At 56.4% G+C, this 21,581-nt stretch carries 16 protein-coding genes and 3 rRNA genes; 9 read left to right on the plus strand and 10 right to left on the minus strand.

Translation table 11 applies throughout. The features are described from left to right. Positions 1-9 precede the first annotated feature (9 nt). The gene (locus tag HXW73_RS01610) at positions 10-714 is read right to left on the minus strand and encodes a YggS family pyridoxal phosphate-dependent enzyme (RefSeq protein ID WP_186254597.1); all 705 of its coding nucleotides are present in this window, start codon (positions 712-714) and stop codon (positions 10-12) included. 33 nt (positions 715-747) lie between these two features. Here HXW73_RS01610 and HXW73_RS01615 point away from each other — a divergent pair, with 33 nt between their 5' ends. After that, positions 748-1,791, plus strand: coding sequence for a type IV pilus twitching motility protein PilT (locus tag HXW73_RS01615; RefSeq protein ID WP_186254598.1), 1,044 nt, complete (start codon positions 748-750; stop codon positions 1,789-1,791). A gap of 3 nt (positions 1,792-1,794) precedes the next feature. Beyond that, a complete protein-coding gene (locus HXW73_RS01620; protein ID WP_186254599.1) occupies positions 1,795-2,961 on the plus strand; it encodes a PilT/PilU family type 4a pilus ATPase in 1,167 nt (388 codons plus the stop codon). Between the two features lie 10 nt (positions 2,962-2,971). On the opposite strand, the gene HXW73_RS01625 is transcribed toward HXW73_RS01620, so the two are convergent. Further along, on the minus strand, positions 2,972-4,102 hold the full coding sequence (locus tag HXW73_RS01625) for an anhydro-N-acetylmuramic acid kinase (RefSeq protein ID WP_186254600.1): 1,131 nt from the start codon (positions 4,100-4,102) through the stop codon (positions 2,972-2,974). A gap of 114 nt (positions 4,103-4,216) precedes the next feature. Here HXW73_RS01625 and tyrS point away from each other — a divergent pair, with 114 nt between their 5' ends. The 5 genes from tyrS (at position 4,217) to HXW73_RS01650 (ending at position 12,338) form a co-directional block, all read left to right on the plus strand. Beyond that, positions 4,217-5,416, plus strand: coding sequence for a tyrosine--tRNA ligase (gene tyrS, locus HXW73_RS01630; RefSeq protein WP_186254601.1), 1,200 nt, complete (start codon positions 4,217-4,219; stop codon positions 5,414-5,416). A gap of 487 nt (positions 5,417-5,903) precedes the next feature. Beyond that, positions 5,904-7,436, plus strand: a 16S ribosomal RNA gene (locus HXW73_RS01635). 295 nt (positions 7,437-7,731) lie between these two features. After that, a 23S ribosomal RNA gene (locus tag HXW73_RS01640) occupies positions 7,732-10,623 on the plus strand. A gap of 128 nt (positions 10,624-10,751) precedes the next feature. Continuing rightward, positions 10,752-10,867: ribosomal RNA gene (gene rrf, locus HXW73_RS01645) — 5S ribosomal RNA — on the plus strand. Together the 16S, 23S and 5S rRNA genes form the textbook arrangement of a ribosomal RNA operon. Before the next feature lie 139 nt (positions 10,868-11,006). After that, the gene (locus HXW73_RS01650; protein ID WP_186254602.1) at positions 11,007-12,338 is read left to right on the plus strand and encodes a deoxyguanosinetriphosphate triphosphohydrolase; all 1,332 of its coding nucleotides are present in this window, start codon (positions 11,007-11,009) and stop codon (positions 12,336-12,338) included. Positions 12,339-12,344: 6 nt separating this feature from the next. On the opposite strand, the gene HXW73_RS01655 is transcribed toward HXW73_RS01650, so the two are convergent. The 3 genes from HXW73_RS01655 to HXW73_RS01665 are packed head-to-tail and all read right to left on the minus strand — an operon-like array spanning position 12,345 to position 14,388. Continuing rightward, on the minus strand, positions 12,345-13,253 hold the full coding sequence (locus HXW73_RS01655) for a nuclease-related domain-containing protein (RefSeq protein WP_186254603.1): 909 nt from the start codon (positions 13,251-13,253) through the stop codon (positions 12,345-12,347). A 57-nt stretch (positions 13,254-13,310) separates the two neighbouring features. Next, the gene (locus HXW73_RS01660; RefSeq protein WP_186254604.1) at positions 13,311-13,685 is read right to left on the minus strand and encodes a translation initiation factor Sui1; all 375 of its coding nucleotides are present in this window, start codon (positions 13,683-13,685) and stop codon (positions 13,311-13,313) included. 4 nt (positions 13,686-13,689) lie between these two features. After that, entirely contained in the window at positions 13,690-14,388 is a 699-nt protein-coding gene (locus HXW73_RS01665) for an HAD-IA family hydrolase (RefSeq protein WP_186254605.1), read from the minus strand. A 270-nt stretch (positions 14,389-14,658) separates the two neighbouring features. On the opposite strand from HXW73_RS01665, the gene HXW73_RS01670 reads away from it, so the two are divergent. Continuing rightward, positions 14,659-14,991 (plus strand): hypothetical protein, encoded by a 333-nt coding sequence (locus HXW73_RS01670; RefSeq protein WP_186254606.1) that lies wholly within the window; start codon positions 14,659-14,661, stop codon positions 14,989-14,991. A gap of 523 nt (positions 14,992-15,514) precedes the next feature. Then, positions 15,515-16,903 (plus strand): group II intron reverse transcriptase/maturase, encoded by a 1,389-nt coding sequence (gene ltrA, locus HXW73_RS01675; protein WP_186254607.1) that lies wholly within the window; start codon positions 15,515-15,517, stop codon positions 16,901-16,903. 115 nt (positions 16,904-17,018) lie between these two features. Here the strand turns inward: ltrA and fba are convergent, their stop codons facing one another. The 5 genes from fba to HXW73_RS01700 form a co-directional block, all read right to left on the minus strand. After that, positions 17,019-18,083 carry a class II fructose-bisphosphate aldolase gene (gene fba / locus HXW73_RS01680; RefSeq protein WP_186254608.1) on the minus strand — a complete coding sequence of 355 codons (1,065 nt, stop codon included), beginning with the start codon at positions 18,081-18,083 and terminating at the stop codon, positions 17,019-17,021. Positions 18,084-18,153: 70 nt separating this feature from the next. Next, a complete protein-coding gene (locus tag HXW73_RS01685) occupies positions 18,154-19,329 on the minus strand; it encodes a phosphoglycerate kinase (protein ID WP_186254609.1) in 1,176 nt (391 codons plus the stop codon). A gap of 54 nt (positions 19,330-19,383) precedes the next feature. Beyond that, positions 19,384-20,424, minus strand: a complete 1,041-nt coding sequence (locus tag HXW73_RS01690; RefSeq protein WP_186254610.1) for a type I glyceraldehyde-3-phosphate dehydrogenase — start codon at positions 20,422-20,424, stop codon at positions 19,384-19,386. A gap of 86 nt (positions 20,425-20,510) precedes the next feature. Continuing rightward, a complete protein-coding gene (locus HXW73_RS01695; protein WP_186254611.1) occupies positions 20,511-21,233 on the minus strand; it encodes an LrgB family protein in 723 nt (240 codons plus the stop codon). Then, positions 21,223-21,573: a CidA/LrgA family protein gene (locus HXW73_RS01700; protein WP_186254612.1), complete on the minus strand. Its 351-nt coding sequence runs from the start codon at positions 21,571-21,573 to the stop codon at positions 21,223-21,225. The genes HXW73_RS01695 and HXW73_RS01700 overlap by 11 nt, the downstream gene beginning before the upstream one ends. Positions 21,574-21,581: the final 8 nt, after the last annotated feature.

A 21,581-nucleotide genomic window follows, 5' to 3' on the forward strand; every position in this document is an offset into this window, starting at 1 on the left:
ATGGTTCGTTCAGGTCGTATCCCGCGCGCCAAAGACCGCCGTCCCTAAACGTACCAGTGTGGCACCTTCCAGCACAGCTGCTTCCAGGTCGTCGCTCATGCCCATGGAAAGCGTATCGAGCGGCGCATCGGGCAGTGCCTTCTGTAACGCTGACAAAAGCTTTCGCATCTCGGCCAGCGGCTGACGCTGAGCTGCCAGGCTTTCTGCCGGGGCAGGGATTGCCATCAGGCCCCGCAGCTTGAGGCCGGGTAGCGCTGTGACCTCTCGGGCTAGGGCTTCCACGTCTTCTGGCATGACGCCTGATTTTGAGGGCTCGCGGCTGATGTTGACCTGTAAGCAAACGTTGAGTGGCGCCAAATGGGCGGGTCGCTGTTCGCTAAGCCGCTTGGCAATTTTCAGGCGGTCAACGGTGTGCAGCCAGGCGAAATGTTCGGCAACGGCGCGCGTTTTATTCGATTGAAGAGGGCCGATAAAATGCCACACAAGATCGTCCAGGTCGGCCAACTCTGCCTGTTTGTCTAACGCCTCCTGAAGGTAGTTTTCACCAAACTCACGCTGACCAAGCGCACTTGCCTGGCGAATCATCGAGGCCGGTTTGGTTTTGCTCACGGCCAGCAGCGCGGCATCATCAGCCGGGCGGTCAGCGTCAATAAGGGCACGCTCTAGGCGCTCGCGCGCCCGGGCTAGTGACGCTGGAAGCGCGTTATCTGTCATACTCAGGCACCTTACCGCAGCTGGGGAAGAAAGATGGATATTACCGAACTGCTGGCATTCTCGGCAAAGCAGAATGCATCCGACCTGCACTTATCCGCTGGTTTGCCGCCCATGATACGGGTTGATGGCGATATCCGTCGGCTGAATGTGCCCGCCATGGACAACAGCGAGGTGCGTCGGTTGATTCACGACATCATGAACGATCGCCAGCGTCGCGACTACGAAGAGCACCTCGAAGTCGACTTTTCTTTCGAAGTGCCGGGCGTGGCGCGTTTTCGGGTCAACGCCTTTAATCAGGCGCGCGGTGCCGGGGCGGTATTTCGCACCATTCCCAACCAGGTGCTATCCATGCAGACCCTTGGGTTGGGGGAGGTGTTCGAGCGCCTTGCCATGCTGCCGCGCGGCCTGGTGTTGGTGACCGGGCCAACCGGTTCGGGCAAAAGCACCACGCTTGCGGCGATGATCGATTACATCAACGATCATCGCTTTGAGCACATTTTAACCATCGAAGACCCGGTTGAGTTCGTGCATGCCAGCAAGCGTTGCCTGATTAATCAGCGGGAAGTCCATCGTGACACGCATAGCTTTACAGAGGCGTTGCGCAGCGCGCTACGCGAAGACCCGGATGTGATTCTGGTGGGAGAGCTTCGCGATCAGGAAACCATCCGTCTGGCATTAACGGCGGCAGAGACCGGCCATCTGGTGCTGGGGACGCTGCATACCACGTCGGCGGCCAAGACCATTGACCGGATTATTGATGTCTTTCCTGGTGAAGAGAAAGCCATGGTGCGTTCGATGCTGTCTGAGTCGCTGCAGGCGGTGGTATCCCAGGTGCTATTGAAGCGCCAGGGGGGCGGCCGTGTGGCGGCCCATGAAATTCTGATCGCGACCTCGGCGGTGCGTAATCTGATTCGTGAAGACAAGGTGGCGCAGATCTTCTCGGCGATTCAAACCGGCGGCGGCCTGGGCATGCAAACGTTGGACGCCGCACTGGCGCAACTGGTCAAAGAGGGTAATGTCGGCATGGAAGACGCCCAGGCGCTGGCCAAGGGCACTCTCGCTTCGCGGGAGGCGTAATCCATGGCGAACAATGACGTCTCAACGCTGACGCCTGGCCAGTGGCTGCATCAGCTGCTGGATATCATGGTGACGCAGCAAGCTTCAGACCTGCTCATTTCAACGGGCGCGCCGCCCAGCCTCAAGGTGTCCAGCGGGCTGGTTCCCCTGGGCCAACAGCCCTTGAGTGAACATCAGGTCAGTGAGCTGGTAACACACACCGTGCCTGAAGGGCTGCGCGAGCGTTTCAGTCAACAGCGCGAGGCGAATTTTGCGCTGGGGTTTGAAGACAAGGGGCGCTTTCGCGTTAGCGCCTTCCAGCAGAGAAACCAGCCCGCCATGGTGATACGCCGTATTGAGCAACACATTCCTACCCTGGAAACATTGGGTGTGCCGACGACGCTTGCCTCTCTTGCCCATGCCAAACGGGGGTTGGTGCTGGTGGTGGGTGGCACGGGTACCGGAAAATCCACCACCCTGGCGGCGATGGTGCAGGAACGTAATGAAACGGTCGGTGGACACATCATCAGCATTGAAGATCCGATCGAATACCTGCACCCGCACAAACGCGCCATCGTTAACCAGCGTGAAGTGGGCATTGATACCGAGTCATTTGAAGTAGCGCTCAAGAACACCCTGCGCCAAGCCCCGGATGTGATCCTGATCGGTGAGATTCGCAGCCGTGAAACCATGGAACACGCCTTGACGTTCTCTGAAACCGGGCATCTCTGCCTGGCCACCTTGCACGCCAACAACGCCAATCAGGCGTTGGAGCGGATCATCCATTTCTTTCCCCATGAGCGACATGAGCAGATATGGATGGATCTTTCCCTCAACCTCCGCGCGGTGGTGGCTCAACAGCTGTTGCCCAGCCTGAACGGTGGTCGTTGTGCGGCGGTTGAAATCATGCTGCAGTCGTCACGGATTGCCGACTTGATTCGTAAAGGCAGGGTCGACGAGATGAAAGCCGCCATGGCGGCATCGCGTGATGACGGCATGCAGACTTTTGACCAAGCGCTCTTCGATCTTTTTCAGGCATCACAGATCAGTCAGGAGGTGGCGCTTGCCCACGCGGACTCCACCAATGACTTGCGGCTCATGCTGAAGCTGCAGGGGGAGGCGACGTCTCGCCCGCTGGATGAGCGCGCTCCGAGCCATTGGACCCTGCGCGACCGCGACGATGCATGGTGACACGGATGCCCTAGGGCGCGTAAATGCCGCCAAGGACGCGCGGCCCTTTGGCACCGGTCACTGAGGGTACATTGCCGGGTAGCTGGTTCAGGCGCTGATGGGCCAGCCAGGCAAAGGCGCCTGCCTCTATCCAGTCTTCCGGCCAGCCGTGGCTTGATGGTGACTCAAAGGTGGCAAAGGGCAAGTGAGCGGCCAGTCTGGCCATCAGATCAGCGTTATGTGCGCCGCCCCCGCAAGTGATCAACGTGATGCCCTGATGAGAGAGAGGCAGCTGCTGGATGCCTTGCGCAACGCTGACCGCAGTGAGTTCGGCAAGCGTTGCCTGGACGTCACCAGGCGCTTCGTTACCGATCAGGTGACGTTCCAGCCACGCCAGGTGAAACAGCTCTCGCCCCGTGCTACGCGGTGGCGCTTGTTGAAAGAAGGGGGCATCCAGCAGGCGTTCCAGTAACCCGGGGTCCACCTTGCCGCTGGCCGCCCAGGCCCCGTTCTGGTCAAAACGGCCGCCCTTATGTTTTGAGAACCAGGCATCCAGCAATACATTCGCAGGCCCCGTATCAAAACCGGTCACAGGCGTTTGTGCGTTGCTGGGCAACCACGTCAGGTTGGCAAAACCGCCCAAGTTCAAGATGAGTTGTTCGCCTTCCTGGCGCCCAAACAGCGACTGATGAAAGGCAGGTGCCAGCGGCGCTGCCTGCCCGCCTGCCGCCAGGTCGCGACGGCGAAAATCAGCCACAACGGTGCAGCCGGTCAACTCAGCCAGCAGGCTGGGGTTATCCAACTGTAGAGTGTAGGCCGGGCCGCCATCATGGCCGCCTGGGGCGTGCTCAATGGTCTGCCCGTGGCTGCCTACCGCCTGTATCTGTCCAGGCGAAAGTTGCTGTGCGGTTAGCAGGGCTTTCACCGCCTCGGCTTGCACCCGGCAAAAGGCGTCTTCCGCGGCGGCCAACTCGGCAAAACTTGCTTCTTGCGCATGGCAAAGGTATAGCAGCTGTTCATGCAGCGTGTCAGGCATTGCGACGGCAATGGTGCCCAGCAGTTCTGGCGGGGTATCGAGGCCAATCGCCACCAGGGCGGCGTCAATACCGTCAAGGCTGGTACCTGACATCAGGCCAATATAATAATGTGGTGCAGATTTCATAAGACGACCCATACAAAGCGCGTTAAGGCTCAACCAATACCCGTGAGCATGGTAACATCGCCCACAATTTATTATCCGAATGCCAACAAGGCGATGCTTACGTGGAGAAAAGCAATGAGTGAGGTGGATCAGGCGCTAGCGTTGCTGTCGCGGGGGACGCATGAAATTTTGCTGGAGGATGAGCTGCGCGAAAAGCTGGCCTCTGGCCGTACGCTGCGTATCAAGGCAGGTTTCGACCCCACAGCCCCCGATCTACATTTAGGTCACAGCGTCCTGCTGACCAAGATGCGCCAGTTCCAGGACCTGGGCCACACCGTTATCTTCCTCATCGGCGATTTCACCGGCCGTATTGGTGACCCCACCGGTAAAAGCGTAACCCGCAAACCGCTGACCGAAGCCGACGTTAAAGCCAATGCCGATACCTACAGGGAGCAGGTATTTAAAATCCTTGATCCCGATAAAACCGAGGTGCGCTTTAACGCTGAATGGTTTGGCGATCTATCCGCCGCCAAAATGATCGAGTTGGCCGCGCAAAGTACCGTTGCGCGTATGCTCGAGCGCGACGACTTTGAAAAACGCTATAAAGCCAATCAGTCGATTGCCATCCATGAATTTCTCTACCCGCTGGTTCAGGGCTACGACTCGGTCGCGTTAGACGCGGATGTCGAATTAGGCGGCACTGACCAGAAATTCAACCTGCTGATGGGCCGAGAGATTCAAAAGCACTTCGGTCAGGCGCCGCAGGTGGTCATCACCATGCCACTGCTTGAAGGTTTGGATGGTGTGCAGAAGATGTCTAAATCGCTGGGTAACTATGTTGGCGTCGATGAAACACCCGGTTCCATGTTCAACAAACTGGTTTCCATGCCGGATACTTTGATTTGGCGCTATTTCGATTTGCTTTCGCTGAAATCCAACGAAGAAATCGACGCGCTTAAGCAGAGCGTTGAGCAGGGCGCGAACCCGCGCGATGTTAAAATGGCGTTGGCGCGAGAGCTGATCGCGCGTTACCACGGCGACGAAGCGGCCGCTAATGCCCATCGGTCAGCGGGTAATCAGTTGGCGGACGGCGAACTGCCAGAAGACCTGCCCGAAGTGGAAGTCGATTTTGAAGGCGGTAGCGAAGCGCCGATTGCTGCGGTTCTCAACCGTTCGGGGCTGACCAAGAACAGTGCCCAGGCGAAAGACATGCTCAAAAATGGCAGTGTCAAAGTTGAGGGTGAGGTCGTTGCTCAAGACACTATGCTGGCAACAGGCAACGCTTACGTTATTCAGGCAGGCAAAAAACGTTACGCCCGTGTGACGCTTCTCTGAATTTTTTGTGCTCATTTCGATGCGTACCTCTTGCGTCCTTGTCAGTTAAGCCTTAAAGTACGCATCCGCTGCCGGGGACGCAGGGCGTCACCAGCGGTGATTGAGGTGTAAAAACCCAGGTTTGTCAGTTGGTTAGGCAAGCGAGCGTGATCAATAGGTTGTGTCACGTCGCATCAAGTTTCGCCAACCAGTCATTGACAACCACACGGAAGTCGGTAGAATACGCCTTCCTCGCTGAGGCCAAACAGTTCAACGCTTGGCCGGTTGTATGCCACTGACTTCGGTCAGTTAGACAGCACAGCGAAACGCTCTTTAATAATGTGATCAGGTAATTCATGTGGGCGCTTGCCGATGAGGGTGATAAATCACCAAATATCAAGGCAAGCGGTCATGAAGACGAAAGTTTGAATGAATTCGTTTGAACCTTGAGCCAAGTTTGGTTCGCTTTTGTTGCTTTCGAGTGACAAGTAAGAACCACAATGATTGTAAACTGAAGAGTTTGATCATGGCTCAGATTGAACGCTGGCGGCAGGCCTAACACATGCAAGTCGAGCGGAAACGATCCTAGCTTGCTAGGAGGCGTCGAGCGGCGGACGGGTGAGTAACGCATAGGAATCTACCCGGTAGTGGGGGATAACCTGGGGAAACCCAGGCTAATACCGCATACGTCCTACGGGAGAAAGGGGGCTTCGGCTCCCGCTATTGGATGAGCCTATGCCGGATTAGCTGGTTGGTGAGGTAATGGCTCACCAAGGCGACGATCCGTAGCTGGTCTGAGAGGATGATCAGCCACATCGGGACTGAGACACGGCCCGAACTCCTACGGGAGGCAGCAGTGGGGAATATTGGACAATGGGGGCAACCCTGATCCAGCCATGCCGCGTGTGTGAAGAAGGCCCTCGGGTTGTAAAGCACTTTCAGCGAGGAAGAACGCCTGTCGGTTAATACCCGGCAGGAAAGACATCACTCGCAGAAGAAGCACCGGCTAACTCCGTGCCAGCAGCCGCGGTAATACGGAGGGTGCAAGCGTTAATCGGAATTACTGGGCGTAAAGCGCGCGTAGGTGGCTTGATAAGCCGGTTGTGAAAGCCCCGGGCTCAACCTGGGAACGGCATCCGGAACTATGAGGCTAGAGTGCAGGAGAGGAAGGTAGAATTCCCGGTGTAGCGGTGAAATGCGTAGAGATCGGGAGGAATACCAGTGGCGAAGGCGGCCTTCTGGACTGACACTGACACTGAGGTGCGAAAGCGTGGGTAGCAAACAGGATTAGATACCCTGGTAGTCCACGCCGTAAACGATGTCGACCAGCCGTTGGGTGCCTAGCGCACTTTGTGGCGAAGTTAACGCGATAAGTCGACCGCCTGGGGAGTACGGCCGCAAGGTTAAAACTCAAATGAATTGACGGGGGCCCGCACAAGCGGTGGAGCATGTGGTTTAATTCGATGCAACGCGAAGAACCTTACCTACCCTTGACATCCTGCGAACTTGTGAGAGATCACTTGGTGCCTTCGGGAGCGCAGAGACAGGTGCTGCATGGCTGTCGTCAGCTCGTGTTGTGAAATGTTGGGTTAAGTCCCGTAACGAGCGCAACCCTTGTCCTTATTTGCCAGCGCGTAATGGCGGGAACTCTAAGGAGACTGCCGGTGACAAACCGGAGGAAGGTGGGGACGACGTCAAGTCATCATGGCCCTTACGGGTAGGGCTACACACGTGCTACAATGGCCGGTACAAAGGGCAGCGAGCTCGCGAGAGTCAGCGAATCCCTTAAAGCCGGTCTCAGTCCGGATCGGAGTCTGCAACTCGACTCCGTGAAGTCGGAATCGCTAGTAATCGTGAATCAGAATGTCACGGTGAATACGTTCCCGGGCCTTGTACACACCGCCCGTCACACCATGGGAGTGGACTGCACCAGAAGTGGTTAGCCTAACTTTGGAGGGCGATCACCACGGTGTGGTTCATGACTGGGGTGAAGTCGTAACAAGGTAGCCGTAGGGGAACCTGCGGCTGGATCACCTCCTTAAACGATGCATCATCCTCGCGGTAAGCGCTCACAATGAATTATCTGATCAGATGACTGTTGATACGCAGTGATAAGCGAAGGCTTTTTTCACATTAAAAGAAAAAGAAAGGTCTTTTCTCTTTTTTTAACGTGAAGAAAACGCTTATCACTGCGCATAGCAGTCGCTCTTTAACAATGTATATCATGCTGACATGAACGTTTTTTGAAACGTTCATACGTAATTGTTTTGTGATACGTCTCAAGCGTATCCGGCAATCGTTATCATTGCGAGACACCAGACCCCTTCGGGTTATAGGGTCAAGCAATGAAGCGCACACGGTGGATGCCTAGGCAGCCAGAGGCGATGAAAGACGTGGAAGCCTGCGATAAGGCTCGGCGAGGTGGCAAACAACCTGTGACCCGGGCATTTCTGAATGGGGAAACCCACTCATCATCAGATGAGTATCCCCCACTGAATCTATAGGTGGGGGAGGCGAACCAGGGGAACTGAAACATCTAAGTACCCTGAGGAAAAGAAATCAACCGAGATTCCCCCAGTAGCGGCGAGCGAACGGGGATCAGCCCTTAAGCATGTGACTGATTAGACGAACAAGGTGGGAACCTTGGCCGTAGCGGGTGATAGCCCCGTAGTCGAAAATCTGATCATGTGAAATCGAGTAGGTCGGGGCACGAGAAACCTTGACTGAAGACGGGGGGACCATCCTCCAAGGCTAAATACTCCTGGCTGACCGATAGTGAACCAGTACCGTGAGGGAAAGGCGAAAAGAACCCCGGAGAGGGGAGTGAAATAGATCCTGAAACCGTGTGCGTACAAGCAGTAGGAGCAGACTTGTTCTGTGACTGCGTACCTTTTGTATAATGGGTCAGCGACTTATATTCAGTGGCGAGGTTAACCGTATAGGGGAGCCGTAGGGAAACCGAGTCTTAACTGGGCGACACAGTCGCTGGATATAGACCCGAAACCGAGCGATCTATCCATGAGCAGGGTGAAGATTGAGTAACATCAATTGGAGGCCCGAACCAGGATCTGTTGAAAAAGATTTGGATGACTTGTGGATCGGAGTGAAAGGCTAATCAAGCTCGGAGATAGCTGGTTCTCCTCGAAAGCTATTTAGGTAGCGCCTCACGTATCACCGCCGGGGGTAGAGCACTGTTTCGGCTAGGGGGTCATCCCGACTTACCAACCCGAGGCAAACTCCGAATACCGGTGAGTGCGAGCGTGGGAGACACACAGCGGGTGCTAACGTCCGTTGTGAAAAGGGAAACAACCCAGACCGTCAGCTAAGGTCCCGAAATCCTGGTTAAGTGGGAAACGATGTGGGAAGGCTCAGACAGCTAGGAGGTTGGCTTAGAAGCAGCCATCCTTTAAAGAAAGCGTAATAGCTCACTAGTCGAGTCGGCCTGCGCGGAAGATGTAACGGGGCTAAACCAGGTACCGAAGCTACGGGTTCATTCTTCGGAATGAGCGGTAGAGGAGCGTCGTGTACGCCGATGAAGGTGAATTGAGAAGTTCGCTGGAGGTATCACGAGTGCGAATGCTGACATGAGTAACGATAAAGGGAGTGAAAAACTCCCTCGCCGGAAGACCAAGGGTTTCTGTTCGACGCTAATCGGAGCAGAGTGAGTCGGCCCCTAAGGCGAGGCCGAAAGGCGTAGTCGATGGGAAACGGGTCAATATTCCCGTACCGGACATGATTGCGATGGGGGGACGAAGAAGGCTAGGTGAGCCAGGCGTTGGTAGCCCTGGTGAAAGTCGGTAGGCTGAGGGCTCAGGTAAATCCGGGCGCTCAAGGCCGAGAGACGAGACGAAGACACCACGGTGTTGAAGTCATCGATGCCACGCTTCCAGGAAAAGCCTCTAAGCTTCAGATCATGTGCGACCGTACCCCAAACCGACACAGGTGGTCAGGGTGAGAATCCCAAGGCGCTTGAGAGAACTCGGGTGAAGGAACTAGGCAAAATGGTGCCGTAACTTCGGGAGAAGGCACGCCGGCATATTGTGAGAGCCCTCGCGGCTTAAGCGAGAACCGGTCGAAGATACCAGGTGGCTGCAACTGTTTAGTAAAAACACAGCACTCTGCTAACGCGTAAGCGGACGTATAGGGTGTGACGCCTGCCCGGTGCCGGAAGGTTAAATGATGGTGTTAGCCGCAAGGCGAAGCTCTTGATTGAAGCCCCGGTAAACGGCGGCCGTAACTATAACGGTCCTAAGGTAGCGAAATTCCTTGTCGGGTAAGTTCCGACCTGCACGAATGGCGTAATGATGGCCACGCTGTCTCCACCCGAGACTCAGTGAAATTGAAATCGCCGTGAAGATGCGGTGTACCCGCGGCTAGACGGAAAGACCCCGTGAACCTTTACTATAGCTTCACACTGGACGCTGATGTTGCCTGTGTAGGATAGCTGGGAGGCTTAGAAACCCGGACGCCAGTTCGAGTGGAGCCAACCTTGAAATACCAGCCTGGCATCATTGGCGTTCTCACTCAGGTCCGTTATCCGGATCGAGGACAGTGTGTGGTGGGTAGTTTGACTGGGGCGGTCTCCTCCCAAAGCGTAACGGAGGAGCACGAAGGTACCCTCAGCACGGTCGGACATCGTGCAATGAGTGCAAGAGCATAAGGGTGCTTGACTGCGAGACAGACACGTCGAGCAGGTGCGAAAGCAGGTTCTAGTGATCCGGTGGTTCTGTATGGAAGGGCCATCGCTCAACGGATAAAAGGTACTCCGGGGATAACAGGCTGATACCGCCCAAGAGTTCACATCGACGGCGGTGTTTGGCACCTCGATGTCGGCTCATCACATCCTGGGGCTGAAGTCGGTCCCAAGGGTATGGCTGTTCGCCATTTAAAGTGGTACGCGAGCTGGGTTTAGAACGTCGTGAGACAGTTCGGTCCCTATCTGCCGTGGGCGTTGGATGTTTGAGAAGGGCTGCTCCTAGTACGAGAGGACCGGAGTGGACGCACCTCTGGTGTTCCGGTTGTCACGCCAGTGGCATTGCCGGGTAGCTATGTGCGGACGGGATAACCGCTGAAAGCATCTAAGCGGGAAGCCCCCTTCAAGATGAGACATCCCTGAGGCCTAGAGCCTCCTGAAGGGCCCAGCGAGACCAGCTGGTTGATAGGCACGGTGTGGACGCGCTGCAAGGCGTTGAGCTAACGTGTACTAATGGCCCGTGAGGCTTGACCCTATAACACCCAAGGGGTCTGGTCGTGATGATAACGAGAACCGGATACGCGCGCTGAGCCGACTGTTTAAGACACAGGGCTTGGTAAGAGACGCACACAAAACACAGCATGATATCCATTTAAAGTTACGCCTGACGACCATAGCAAGCGTGAACCACCTGATCCCTTGCCGAACTCAGCAGTGAAACCGCTTCGCGCCGATGGTAGTGTGGGGTCTCCCCATGCGAGAGTAGGTCATCGTCAGGCACCTATTCGAAAAAATCCCCTAGTCTCTTTGAGGCTGGGGGATTTTTTTATGCCGCTCTTTTTAACCGCATTATGGTCGGTAGGATTCGTTTATCTGGCTGGCTTTTGTGTCAAAATACCGCCTCCAAGGAGGAATGTCATGACACAAATGAGCTGGGAACAGTTGCTTTCCCCCAAACGGCTCCACGATCAACGCTCGACCAGTAACCGCGAAATAGGGCGTAGTCCGTTTCACAAAGATCACGACCGTATTGTTTTTTCCGGTTCCTTCAGGCGCCTTGGGCGCAAAACGCAGGTCCATCCCCTGACTGAAAACGATCATATCCACACCCGCTTGACCCACTCGTTGGAAGTCGGCTGTGTGGGACGCTCTTTGGGAATGATTGTTGGCGAGCTGTTACGCGACAGGTTGCCGAAATGGATAACGCCTGCTGATTTGGGAGTGATCGTTCAAACGGCATGCCTGGGCCATGATATTGGTAACCCTCCTTTTGGGCACGCCGGTGAGTATGCTATCCGTGATTGGTTTCAGCGTGCTCAGAGCAGTGGCCTGTTAGAAGGTCTGTCAGATGCTGAGCGCGAGGATTTGTTGACCTACGAGGGCAACGCCCAGGGTTTCCGAGTGATTACCCAGATCGAATATAACCAGTTCAATGGCGGTATGCGGCTGTCTGCGGCGACGTTGGGTGCGTTACTTAAATACCCTTGGACGGTTCGTTACAGTGGGCGAGCGGGTAAGTTTGGCGCCTATCAGTCAGAGCAGGCGTTGCTCAAAGAAGTCGCTGAAGCAGTGGGTCTGCTGCCCCAGGGGGAGCAGCGCTGGTGTCGACATCCGTTAGCCTGGCTGGTCGAAGCGGCAGATGACATCTGCTATGCACTGTTGGATTTGGAAGATGGCTTGGAAATGGGGATTCTGCGTTATGAAGAAGTTGTCGAGGTCTTGCGCCAGATAGCGGGAGAATTTCCGCCCGAGTATGCCGAGATGCAAGCCCGCAATGTATCACAACGTCGACGCATTGCACTGCTGCGCGGTGCGGCTATGGAGCGTGCGGTCAATGACGTTGGCGCGGTGTTTGTGCAACATGAACAGGCCCTACTGAGCGGCACGCTCAGCGATGACCTTCTAGAACTGTGTCATCCCGATCTGGGATGGGGCGTTCAGGCGGCAAAGCAGTTGGCTCGGGAGCGCATTTTCCAGAATGAGCGAAAGGCAAAACTGGAAATTGGTGCCTATACAACGCTGGGCATTTTGCTTGAAGCTTTTATTGGCGCTGCACACGAGCTGCACCACACCGGGCGTAGCTCGTTCAAGCATCAGCGGGTACTCGCCTTGATAGGCGAGAACACGCCACTGGCATCCTGGCCGCTCTATGAAAGCTATCGGCGAATGCTGGATTTTATTGGCGGGATGACGGATCACTATGCGGTCGACCTGGCCCAGGAAATGGGCGGGCGTTTGCGAGGCGATTAGGCTTCATCATACCGAAGGCTGGCGAAGATGCGTCAGCTCCATGAGCTTGGCGCGTTCGAGTAGAATATTGATGATTTTATCGTGGATGGGATCGCTGATCTGACCGGGTATGAGCGCAGTCAGTTGACTTGCAAGCATATCACCACTCACTACCAGGACGTCAGGCGCCGCGTCATCGGTGTCTATATTCCACCCGGGTAACACCAGCACCCCTCGCACGGGCACTGGTACGCCGCAGCGTTGTTCTAGCCATTGGCTAAGCCAATCAACCCCTTGACGCGTTTTATGCAGTGGACGCCGTTCTTGCCAATAGGGAAAGCGAAGGCGCTCACGCTCGACGGCAACCGTATTTTGCCCACGCCCTGCGTTGCTGATGGGAACAGTGCGTGCGCGGGTTTCGACCACGAAAACGCCGTGCGGGGTCACCACTACATGATCAATCGTAAAGCTATCCGTCGGCACGTCGTGAAAAACGTAGTAGGGGTGCGCATCGGGGCGGATAAGCCGCTCAAGTTCCTGGCCAACAGCAAGCTCGCAGGCCAGACCCAACTTCAACCGCCGAATGCGTTGGTAGTCGCGCACTAAAAGCAATGAAAATGCCAGGACCAGCAGCGTACTAAGCAAGCCATACAGTGCCCATTCCACCCAGTCCTGTTGTTCGGCAAACAGCATTCGCCCCATCCCATAGACCAGTGGTGAAAGACTGATTAAAGGGCCTAATGCGCCGTTGAGAAACAGGCTTGAGAATGCTTGATCCAGCCGATAGCGCAATGCCTGGCCGGGCTCGCGTAGCGGGGTGTCGAAGGGAGATTGGACACGAGCGTCATGCAGGCTACGGAGTGCCAAGACAATGCTGGCCATCGCCGCCATGGGAAACAGAAAAATCAGCGGGAGCAAATATTCTAGCCAGCTCATTACAAAGTCCTAGTGCGGCGTGACTGTAGAGTGACGCTCCGTCCTGAGACGCATGGATTAGCCACCAGCCAGTTTGACTTGATAGCCGCGTGCGGTTAATTCCTGCTTTAGGCTATCACGGTGATCACCTTGAATTTCAATGATGCCATCTTTAACAGCACCGCCTGTGCCACAGCGTTTTTTGAGCGCTTTGGCGAGGTCTTTGAGATCCGTGGTCGTTAGCGGGATGCCGCTAATCGTCGTGACCCCCTTGCCTTTACGACCGCTGGTTTCGCGACGAATACGGACGACGCCGTCAAGGGCGGCGATACGCGCCTGTTCGCTATCGGCATCACAGCGACAGGATTCCAAAGGTTCACGGCAAATAGGGCAAGTGTTGCCTTTTTCGGTGGAATAAACCAGCCCACCAAGCTGATCGCGTAATGAAGCCATCGCGTTATTTCCCTTCAGAGTAATAAGGCTCGACTGCCTTGCCCATTTCCTGGCTTAACTGCCTGATTACGCCAGGTAGCTGAAACATGTTGCTAATCATGATGGCATTTTCCGGCGTGGTTTCCGCGTCGGGAAAGCGATTCAAATGAATGACCTTCATGCCAGCTTCAAGGGCAGCCCGTACGCCGACTAATGCATCATCAATGGCAATACAATTAGCCGCGTTGAATCCCATGATACTCGCAGCGTAGAGATGCAAACAGGGTTCAGGTTTCCAGCAGTTGGCGGTGTAGCCACTGAAAAGACGTTCTGCGAAATAGCTATCGAGCCCTGTTGCCTTGAGCGCAGTGCGGATTTTGCCTTCAGGGCCGTTAGAGACCACAGCACTCGGATAAGCGGATAGCTGCTCAAGGGCTTCTTTAGCGCCGGGAATGGTGGTGAGTTCATTGGCGAGGCGTTTAGCCAGGTTGGTACGCATGGCAGTTTCCATGCTGTTTAGCTGATCATTGCAGACGTCGCCATGGCGTAACTGTAACTGAGCAACGATATTGCGAAAGCGTGAGCCTCTAAATTCACCCAAATAGTCAGATGGTACGAAAGGAAGTCCCACACTATTCAGCCCTGTCGACATCTCTTCGGCAAGGAGAGGTTCGCTATCAACCAAGGTGCCATCACAATCAAATAATAACAGGGGGAGCGGCATGGGAGATTTCCTAGCAGAGACTTAGCAGCTGCAGTGACAAACAGATAAATTAATCATAAGACCATTGAACGAGATTTTAGCGTATTTGTGAACAGTGTTCTGTAATTTTTTGCTTGCCTGGTCGGTTGAGCTGATTCAGATTAATCAAAACGTGCGGCAGCTACGACGTTTTAGGCCGTTTATTGAGCGCCATTGCTACGTTGTACAGAGAGGCGCAGGGTACGAAGTTACGTGCTAAGCTGTTGAAACCAAAATAAGGAGACCGTGACAATGCGACTAACCCCTTGGATCATGCCGTTTGCGTTTGCCGCTGCGATGCTTTCCGCTGCGAGTTTGGCCAGCGCTGACGAGCATGAGCACGAACCTCTCGACGATGCAGCGCTTGAAGAACAGTATGGTATTAAAGAAGGTGCTGTGAAGCGGGATGAGCAAGGCCGTAGCAGTGAGGTCTCTGAACCCGATAGCAATGGTGGAGAAGATCAAGATCAAGCTAAAGAGGAAGAGGAAAGAGGAGATACCGAGGCAGGTACTGGCGGAACAGGCAGTGCTGAAGACGCTATTGAGGAAGGGGAAAGCGAGCAAAGTGCCGAAGATGAGGGCTGAGTAGAAGGCAATAGCCCAAAAGAGGCATGAAAAAGACGGCCAAGTGGCCGTCTTTTTGGTGTGCGCCAGGCATGGCGCGCAGCGCCTGACTGGCGCTGTTCCTGAGGGTGGTGCCTCAGGATGACTTGGGGGTGGAAGTCCCCTGCACGCCCGGCAAGGGGAAGTGCTAGCCGACGACAAGGGTGTCCCCCGCGAGGGGGAATCTGAAGGCAGTCCGAGGCAAAACGCTGGCCTGACGGACAGGAAGCGGATACGAGGCGTCATGGCGGGGTGAGATGGCACCAATCATCAAAGCCCGATACTTGCACGGAACGCCATGACGTAAATCCGACAGGCATAAGCGGGAAGGTCGCGCGTCTTACCCTGGGAGGTCTGGTGGTCTGCCACGGTGCTACCGGCGTCGAGAGGCGGCGGGATGGATCACCAGACGTCAGCCGAGGCCATAGTAAGTGCCGGTTCACCACGGCACCAAGGGCCGAACATGAAGAACCGCGAGTAGGCGATAACGTCTCGAGGATCGATCATGAAGACAGACCATGGCGCTAATACCGTCACTCACCCAGAGGGGCCGGAGCAGTACTCCGCGTCCCAGCCGGTGAGCGTCGAGACGAGCCCGGCGTCGTTATCGTGGACGAAAGCGGAGCCAGCCCCGCTCATGGAACGGGTCGTCGACCCGAAGAACATGGAGCGAGCTTACCGTAAGGTGGTTACCAACAAAGGCGCACCGGGTGTCGACGGCATGACGGTGCATCAACTGGCTGACCACCTAAAGCAGCACTGGCCAACGCTGCGCGAGCGGCTGTTGGCTGACGTGTATCACCCTAGCCCGGTCCGAGCCGCCACGATCCCCAAGCCCAAGGGAGGGACGCGGCAGCTCGGTATTCCCACGGTTACCGACCGCCTAATCCAGCAAGCGCTGTCCCAGGCGCTCATGCCGATCTTCGACCCGGCGTTCTCCGAGTCGAGTTACGGCTACCGCCCCAAGCGGAGCGCCAAGCAGGCCGTCTCGGCCATGAAGGCCCACGTCACCGCCGGTCACCGCTGGGTGGTCGACCTTGACCTGGAAGCCTGCTTCGACCGCGTGAATCACGACCTGCTGATGGCCCGGGTCGCGCGGCGCGTTGACGACAAGCGCGTGCTGCGTCTGATCCGCCGCTATCTGGAGGCGGGCATGTTCCAACACGGCTTGCCCACGCCAAGGCGGCAGGGAACGCCCCAAGGCGGACCACTCAGCCCGCTGCTGGCGAACATCCTGTTGGACGACATGGATAAGGAGCTGGAACGCCGCGGCCATCGCTTCTGCCGCTACGCCGATGACGTGCAGGTGTACGTCAAGAGTCGGCGAGCAGGCGAGCGTGTCATGACCAGTCTGAGTGAGCATCTCGAGAACTCACTTCGGCTGACGGTCAATCGCAGTAAAAGTGCGGTGGACAGGCCATGGCGACGCGGCTACCTGGGCTACAGTCTCACTCGGCACAAGCAGTCGAAACTGACGCTTGCCAAGAGCAGCCTGAAGCGCATGATGCAGCGAGTCCGTGAGATCCTGAAGCGTGGCAGGGGGCGTAACATGAAACGGATAATCGAAGGGTTGAGGCCAGTCTTACGAGGATGGGCCAACTACTTCAGTCTCGTTGACGTGAAGCGCCCCTTGGAAGCACTGGATCAATGGATACGCCGCCGCTTACGCGGTCTGGTCTGGCGGCAATGGAAGCGCCCGGCGACCCGGTATCGGCAACTTCGAGGGCTGGGACTGGACGCTTACCGGGCTTGGACATCGGCGGCTAATGGTCGAGGCCCCTGGTGGAACGCCGGCGCCTCGCACATGAATCAGGCCCTGCCAAGGAAATGGTTCTACGATCAAGGGCTGATCTCGATACTCGATACGGTAAGATGGCTCAAACGTTCTGCATGAACCGCCGTGGTACGGAACCGTCGGTCCGACGCTTCGGTGCCCGGTGGTGTGAGAGGACGGGGGAGGCAATCCCCCTCCTACTCGATTCTATCGCTAAAGATACGATGTCTTCTGGTTACTTAACCTTGGGCGCTAGCTCACCACGCTCGTAACGCTGGTACATGTCTTCCAAGCTGATGGGTTTTATTTTGCTGGCATTACCTGCCGTGCCAAAGGCTTCATAACGTGCAATACACAATTCACGCATGGCCGACACGGTCTCTTTGAGAAATTTGCGCGGATCAAATTCAGACGGATTTTCAGCCAGGAAGCGGCGTACTGCCCCGGTAGATGCTAGACGTAAGTCGGTATCCACATTCACCTTGCGTACGCCGTGCTTGATGCCTTCCACAATCTCTTCCACCGGCACCCCGTAGGTTTCGGGAATCTCGCCGCCATACTGATTGATGACATCGAGCCATTCCTGAGGCACAGACGATGAACCGTGCATCACCAGATGGGTGTCGGGAATGCGCGCATGGATTTCTTTGATGCGCTGGATCGACAGCGTGTCGCCCGTGGGCGGCTTGGTGAATTTGTAAGCACCGTGGCTGGTGCCAATGGCAATGGCAAGCGCATCCACATGGGTAGCTTTGACAAACTCAGCGGCTTCTTCCGGGTCGGTGAGCAGTTGCTCCATGCCGAGCTTGCCTTCGGCACCGATACCGTCTTCTTCACCGGCCATGCCGGTTTCCAGACTCCCCAGGCAACCCAGTTCGCCCTCGACGGAAACACCGCAGGCATGCGCCATGTCGACGGCGCGGCGTGTTACATCAACGTTATACGCGTAATCTGTGGGGGTTTTACCGTCTTCGCCCAGCGATCCATCCATCATTACTGATGAGAAACCGAGCTGGATAGAGCGTTGGCAGACGGCCGGGCTGGTCCCATGGTCCTGGTGCATGGCGACAGGAATATGCGGAAACTCTTCAACGGCCGCCAGAATCAAGTGGCGCAGAAAAGGGGCGCCCGCATACTTACGGGCACCGGCGGACGCTTGTACGATAACCGGTGAGTCAGTCGCATCGGCGGCTTCCATGATGGCGCGCATCTGTTCCAGGTTATTAACGTTGAATGCCGGAACGCCGTAGCCGTATTCGGCCGCATGGTCGAGCATTTGGCGCATGCTGATCAAAGCCATTGAGTTACCTTATCTGTGAGGTTAATGCTGGTATTGGAGTCAACGGGCGCAGTGAGCACCCGTTAGAATGTTAATGATTATCCGCGTTGGCGGCGGCTTCGAGCGCGGCGACAGCAGGTAGCTGTTTGCCTTCGACGTATTCAAGAAATGCGCCGCCGCCGGTTGAGATGTACGACACACGGTCTTCAATGGCGTATTTATCGATGGCCGCCAAGGTATCACCGCCCCCGGCGATTGAGAAAGCGCTACTTTCGGCAATGGCGTGGGCGATTACCTCGGTGCCTTTGCCAAACTGGTCAATTTCAAACACGCCAACCGGGCCATTCCATAAAATGGTGCCGGCGTCTTTCAACAGGCTGGCCAGGTGCGCGGCAGTATCGGGGCCGATGTCCAGGATCATTTCGTCATCAGCCACCTGATCGACCGGCTTGACCACCGCGTCGGCGGATTCGGAAAATTCGGTCGCCACCACCACATCGGTGGGTAGCGGAATAGCGACTTTTTCCATCAGCGCTTTTGCCTGGCCGATTAAGTCCGCTTCATGGAGCGACTTGCCGACATTGTAACCTGCGGCGGCAATAAACGTGTTGGCGATTCCGCCGCCAACAATCAGTTGATCGCACTTATCGGAAAGCGCGGTCAGCACGTCCAGTTTGGTCGAGACTTTGGAGCCGCCAACAATCGCTACCATGGGACGAGCGGGATGCGCCAGGGCCTTTTCCAGCGCATCAAGTTCCTGGGCGAGCAGCGGGCCTGCGCACGCCTTGGTGGCAAAACGCGCAACGCCATGGGTCGATGCCTGAGCGCGGTGGGCAGTCCCGAAGGCATCCATTACGAAAATATCGCAAAGGCTGGCATACTGTTTGGCGAGATGTTCGTCGTCCTTCTTCTCGCCGGTGTTGAAACGTACGTTTTCCAGCAGCGCGACGCCGCCCTCTTCCAGTGTTGGGGCGCTATCAAGATAGTCGGTGATGAGCGTAACAGGGCGACCCAGCAGTTCACTCAGATGCGCGGCCACGGGCGCCAGTGAAAATTCGTCGGCTGACTCGCCTTCCGTAGGGCGGCCCAGGTGGCTCATCAGCAGCACCTTGGCTCCAGCCTCGGCGGCTGCCTGGATGGTCGGAAGCGCCGCTCGCAGACGCGCATCGCTGGACACACGCCCGTTCTTGATCGGTACGTTGAGGTCTTCACGAATCAGTACGCGCTGTCCTTTCAAGGGCAGGTCGGTCATTTTTTGCACGTTCATGCGAGTATTTCCTCGTGTTCAAGCGGGTGAAAAGTCATGGTGCGGCCCTGCAAGTCAGCGTGCGCTGCCATCCGTCAGTGTGGCCAAGCGCTGGGTGATGTCCAGCATACGGTTGGCAAACCCCCATTCGTTATCAAACCAGCACAGTAGTTTGACCAGGCGTTTACCGGCCACCCTTGTCTGTGTGGCGTCTAGGATGCCAGAGCGCGGGTCGTGATTAAAATCAATCGATGCCATGGGGGCTTCGGTATAGCCTAATACTTCCGCCAATCGCTGTTGGCTGGCTTCCCGAAGCAGCGCATTCACCTGGTTGGCATCGGTGTCCCGGCGAACCGTCAGGGCAGCATCCATGGCGGATACGTTAATGGTGGGGACGCGCACGTGCAGGCACTCAAAACGATCGGCAAGACTCGGCATCAAGCGGCTGATGCCCAACGCCAGGCCGGTGTCTACCGGCACGATGGATTGCATCGCCGAGCGAGTCAGGCGCAGATCGGTTTGATGGTAGGCGTCAATTACCGGTTGATCATTCATGGCCGAATGAATCGTGGTGGTTACGCCGTGCTCCAATCCCAGTGCGTTGTCCAAGACGGTCAATAAGGGTACCAGGCAATTGGTGGTACACGAGGCCGCCGAGATAATGCGCTGCGAGTGTGTCAGCTCGTCCTGGTTGATGCCCCATACAATGGTGGCATCGACATCGCTTTCGGCGGGTTGAGAAAACAGCAGGCGCTTGGCCCCGGCGGCCAGGTGAAGCTCAGCGGTGGCGCGATCCTTGAAGCTGCCCGAGCACTCCAATACCAGGTCAATATCCAGGGCGGCCCAGGGTAGAGACCTTGGATCTTGTTCACAGAGGACATGAATGCGCTGACCGTTGATCAGCAGCGCCTCGCCGTCGTTATCCACCTCGCCGGGAAAACGACCGTGAGTGGTATCGTATCGGGTGAGATAGGTAATGGTCGCCAGGTCAGAAAGCTCGTTAATCGCCACCACTTCAATCTCAGGGTGGCCACGCTCGACCAGCGCGCGCAGGACGCATTGACCAATGCGTCCGTAGCCATTAATGGCGATGCGATACCTTGTGGAGTTAGCCATGTCGCGAAGCGGCTCTTTAAAGTGAAGCAGGGGCCACGGTGGGCATGAAAGTAGGCGCGATGATAACGTATTTCAGCTGGCGATGCTTACCCACTGCCTACGCCTACCAACTCCCACGCCAGGGGTAACAATAGCGCGGTAAAAATGCCGGTCAGGCTCATCCCCAATGAGGCAAAGGCACCAGCGGTGGAACTTAGCTCAAAGGCTCGCACGGTGCCAATCGCGTGACCATTCAGCCCCAGTGCAAAGCCAATAATGCGTTCGTCGTTGATGTGTAAAACCCTTGCGCAAAGGCTGACAAACGGAATAGTTACGACCCCTGTCACCAGCAGGGCACCCATCAATAGGGCCACGTTGCCACCGAGCTGCTCGGTAATGCCAATGGCGATGGGCGCAGTGACCGATTTGGCGGCGATGGAGGCCAATATCTGACCAGGGCTGCCCATTAACCAGGCAATGCCCAACGCATAGCAAGCTGCCAGTGCCGCAGAGATCGGCAGACATATCGCGAGCGGGCGCCAGAGTCCGCGAATACGTGGCAACTGCTGGTAAAGTGGCATCCCCAGGGCAATCGTCGCCGGCCCTAACAGGACCGTCAGCCAATCAGCGCCCTGCTTGTAGGTTGCATAAGGCATGCCTATCAGCGCTAACGCTCCGGCGAGCAGTAACGCAGCAACCAGGATGGCGGGCAGCCAGGCGGGCTGTTTCAGGCGATTGAAGAGCTCGCTGCCCAACAAGTACGCCGCTAGTGTCAGCCCGACGGCAAACAGCGGCGTTGCGGTGAGTATCGCCAATACGTCAGTGGGCATGGTGCCCCATGAGCCTTTTCAGCAGCCAGAGCGTGGTGATCACACTGAGCAGCGTGCCGAGTAGCAGCGCTGCGAAAATGGCAAGCCACTGGCCTGCCAGTTCATCGAGAATAAAGAAGACGCCCACAACGCCGGGCATGATGAGCATGGCGAGCAGCCCAATCAGCGGCTGGGCGGCGGCAGCGATGCTGGATGGCACGCGGCCAATGACGGCCAGGGTGGCGCACATCAGCAGCATGCCGACCACGCCTGAAGAAATGGGCAAGCCGGAGAAGTAGATGATCACTTCTCCTAGCAGCCAGTAGCCAATCAGCCATAACAGGCCGTTCAACGCTGGCATGACCTACC

Origin of the sequence: Halomonas sp. SH5A2, from assembly GCF_014263395.1 — a bacterium.
Lineage (GTDB): Bacteria > Pseudomonadota > Gammaproteobacteria > Pseudomonadales > Halomonadaceae > Vreelandella.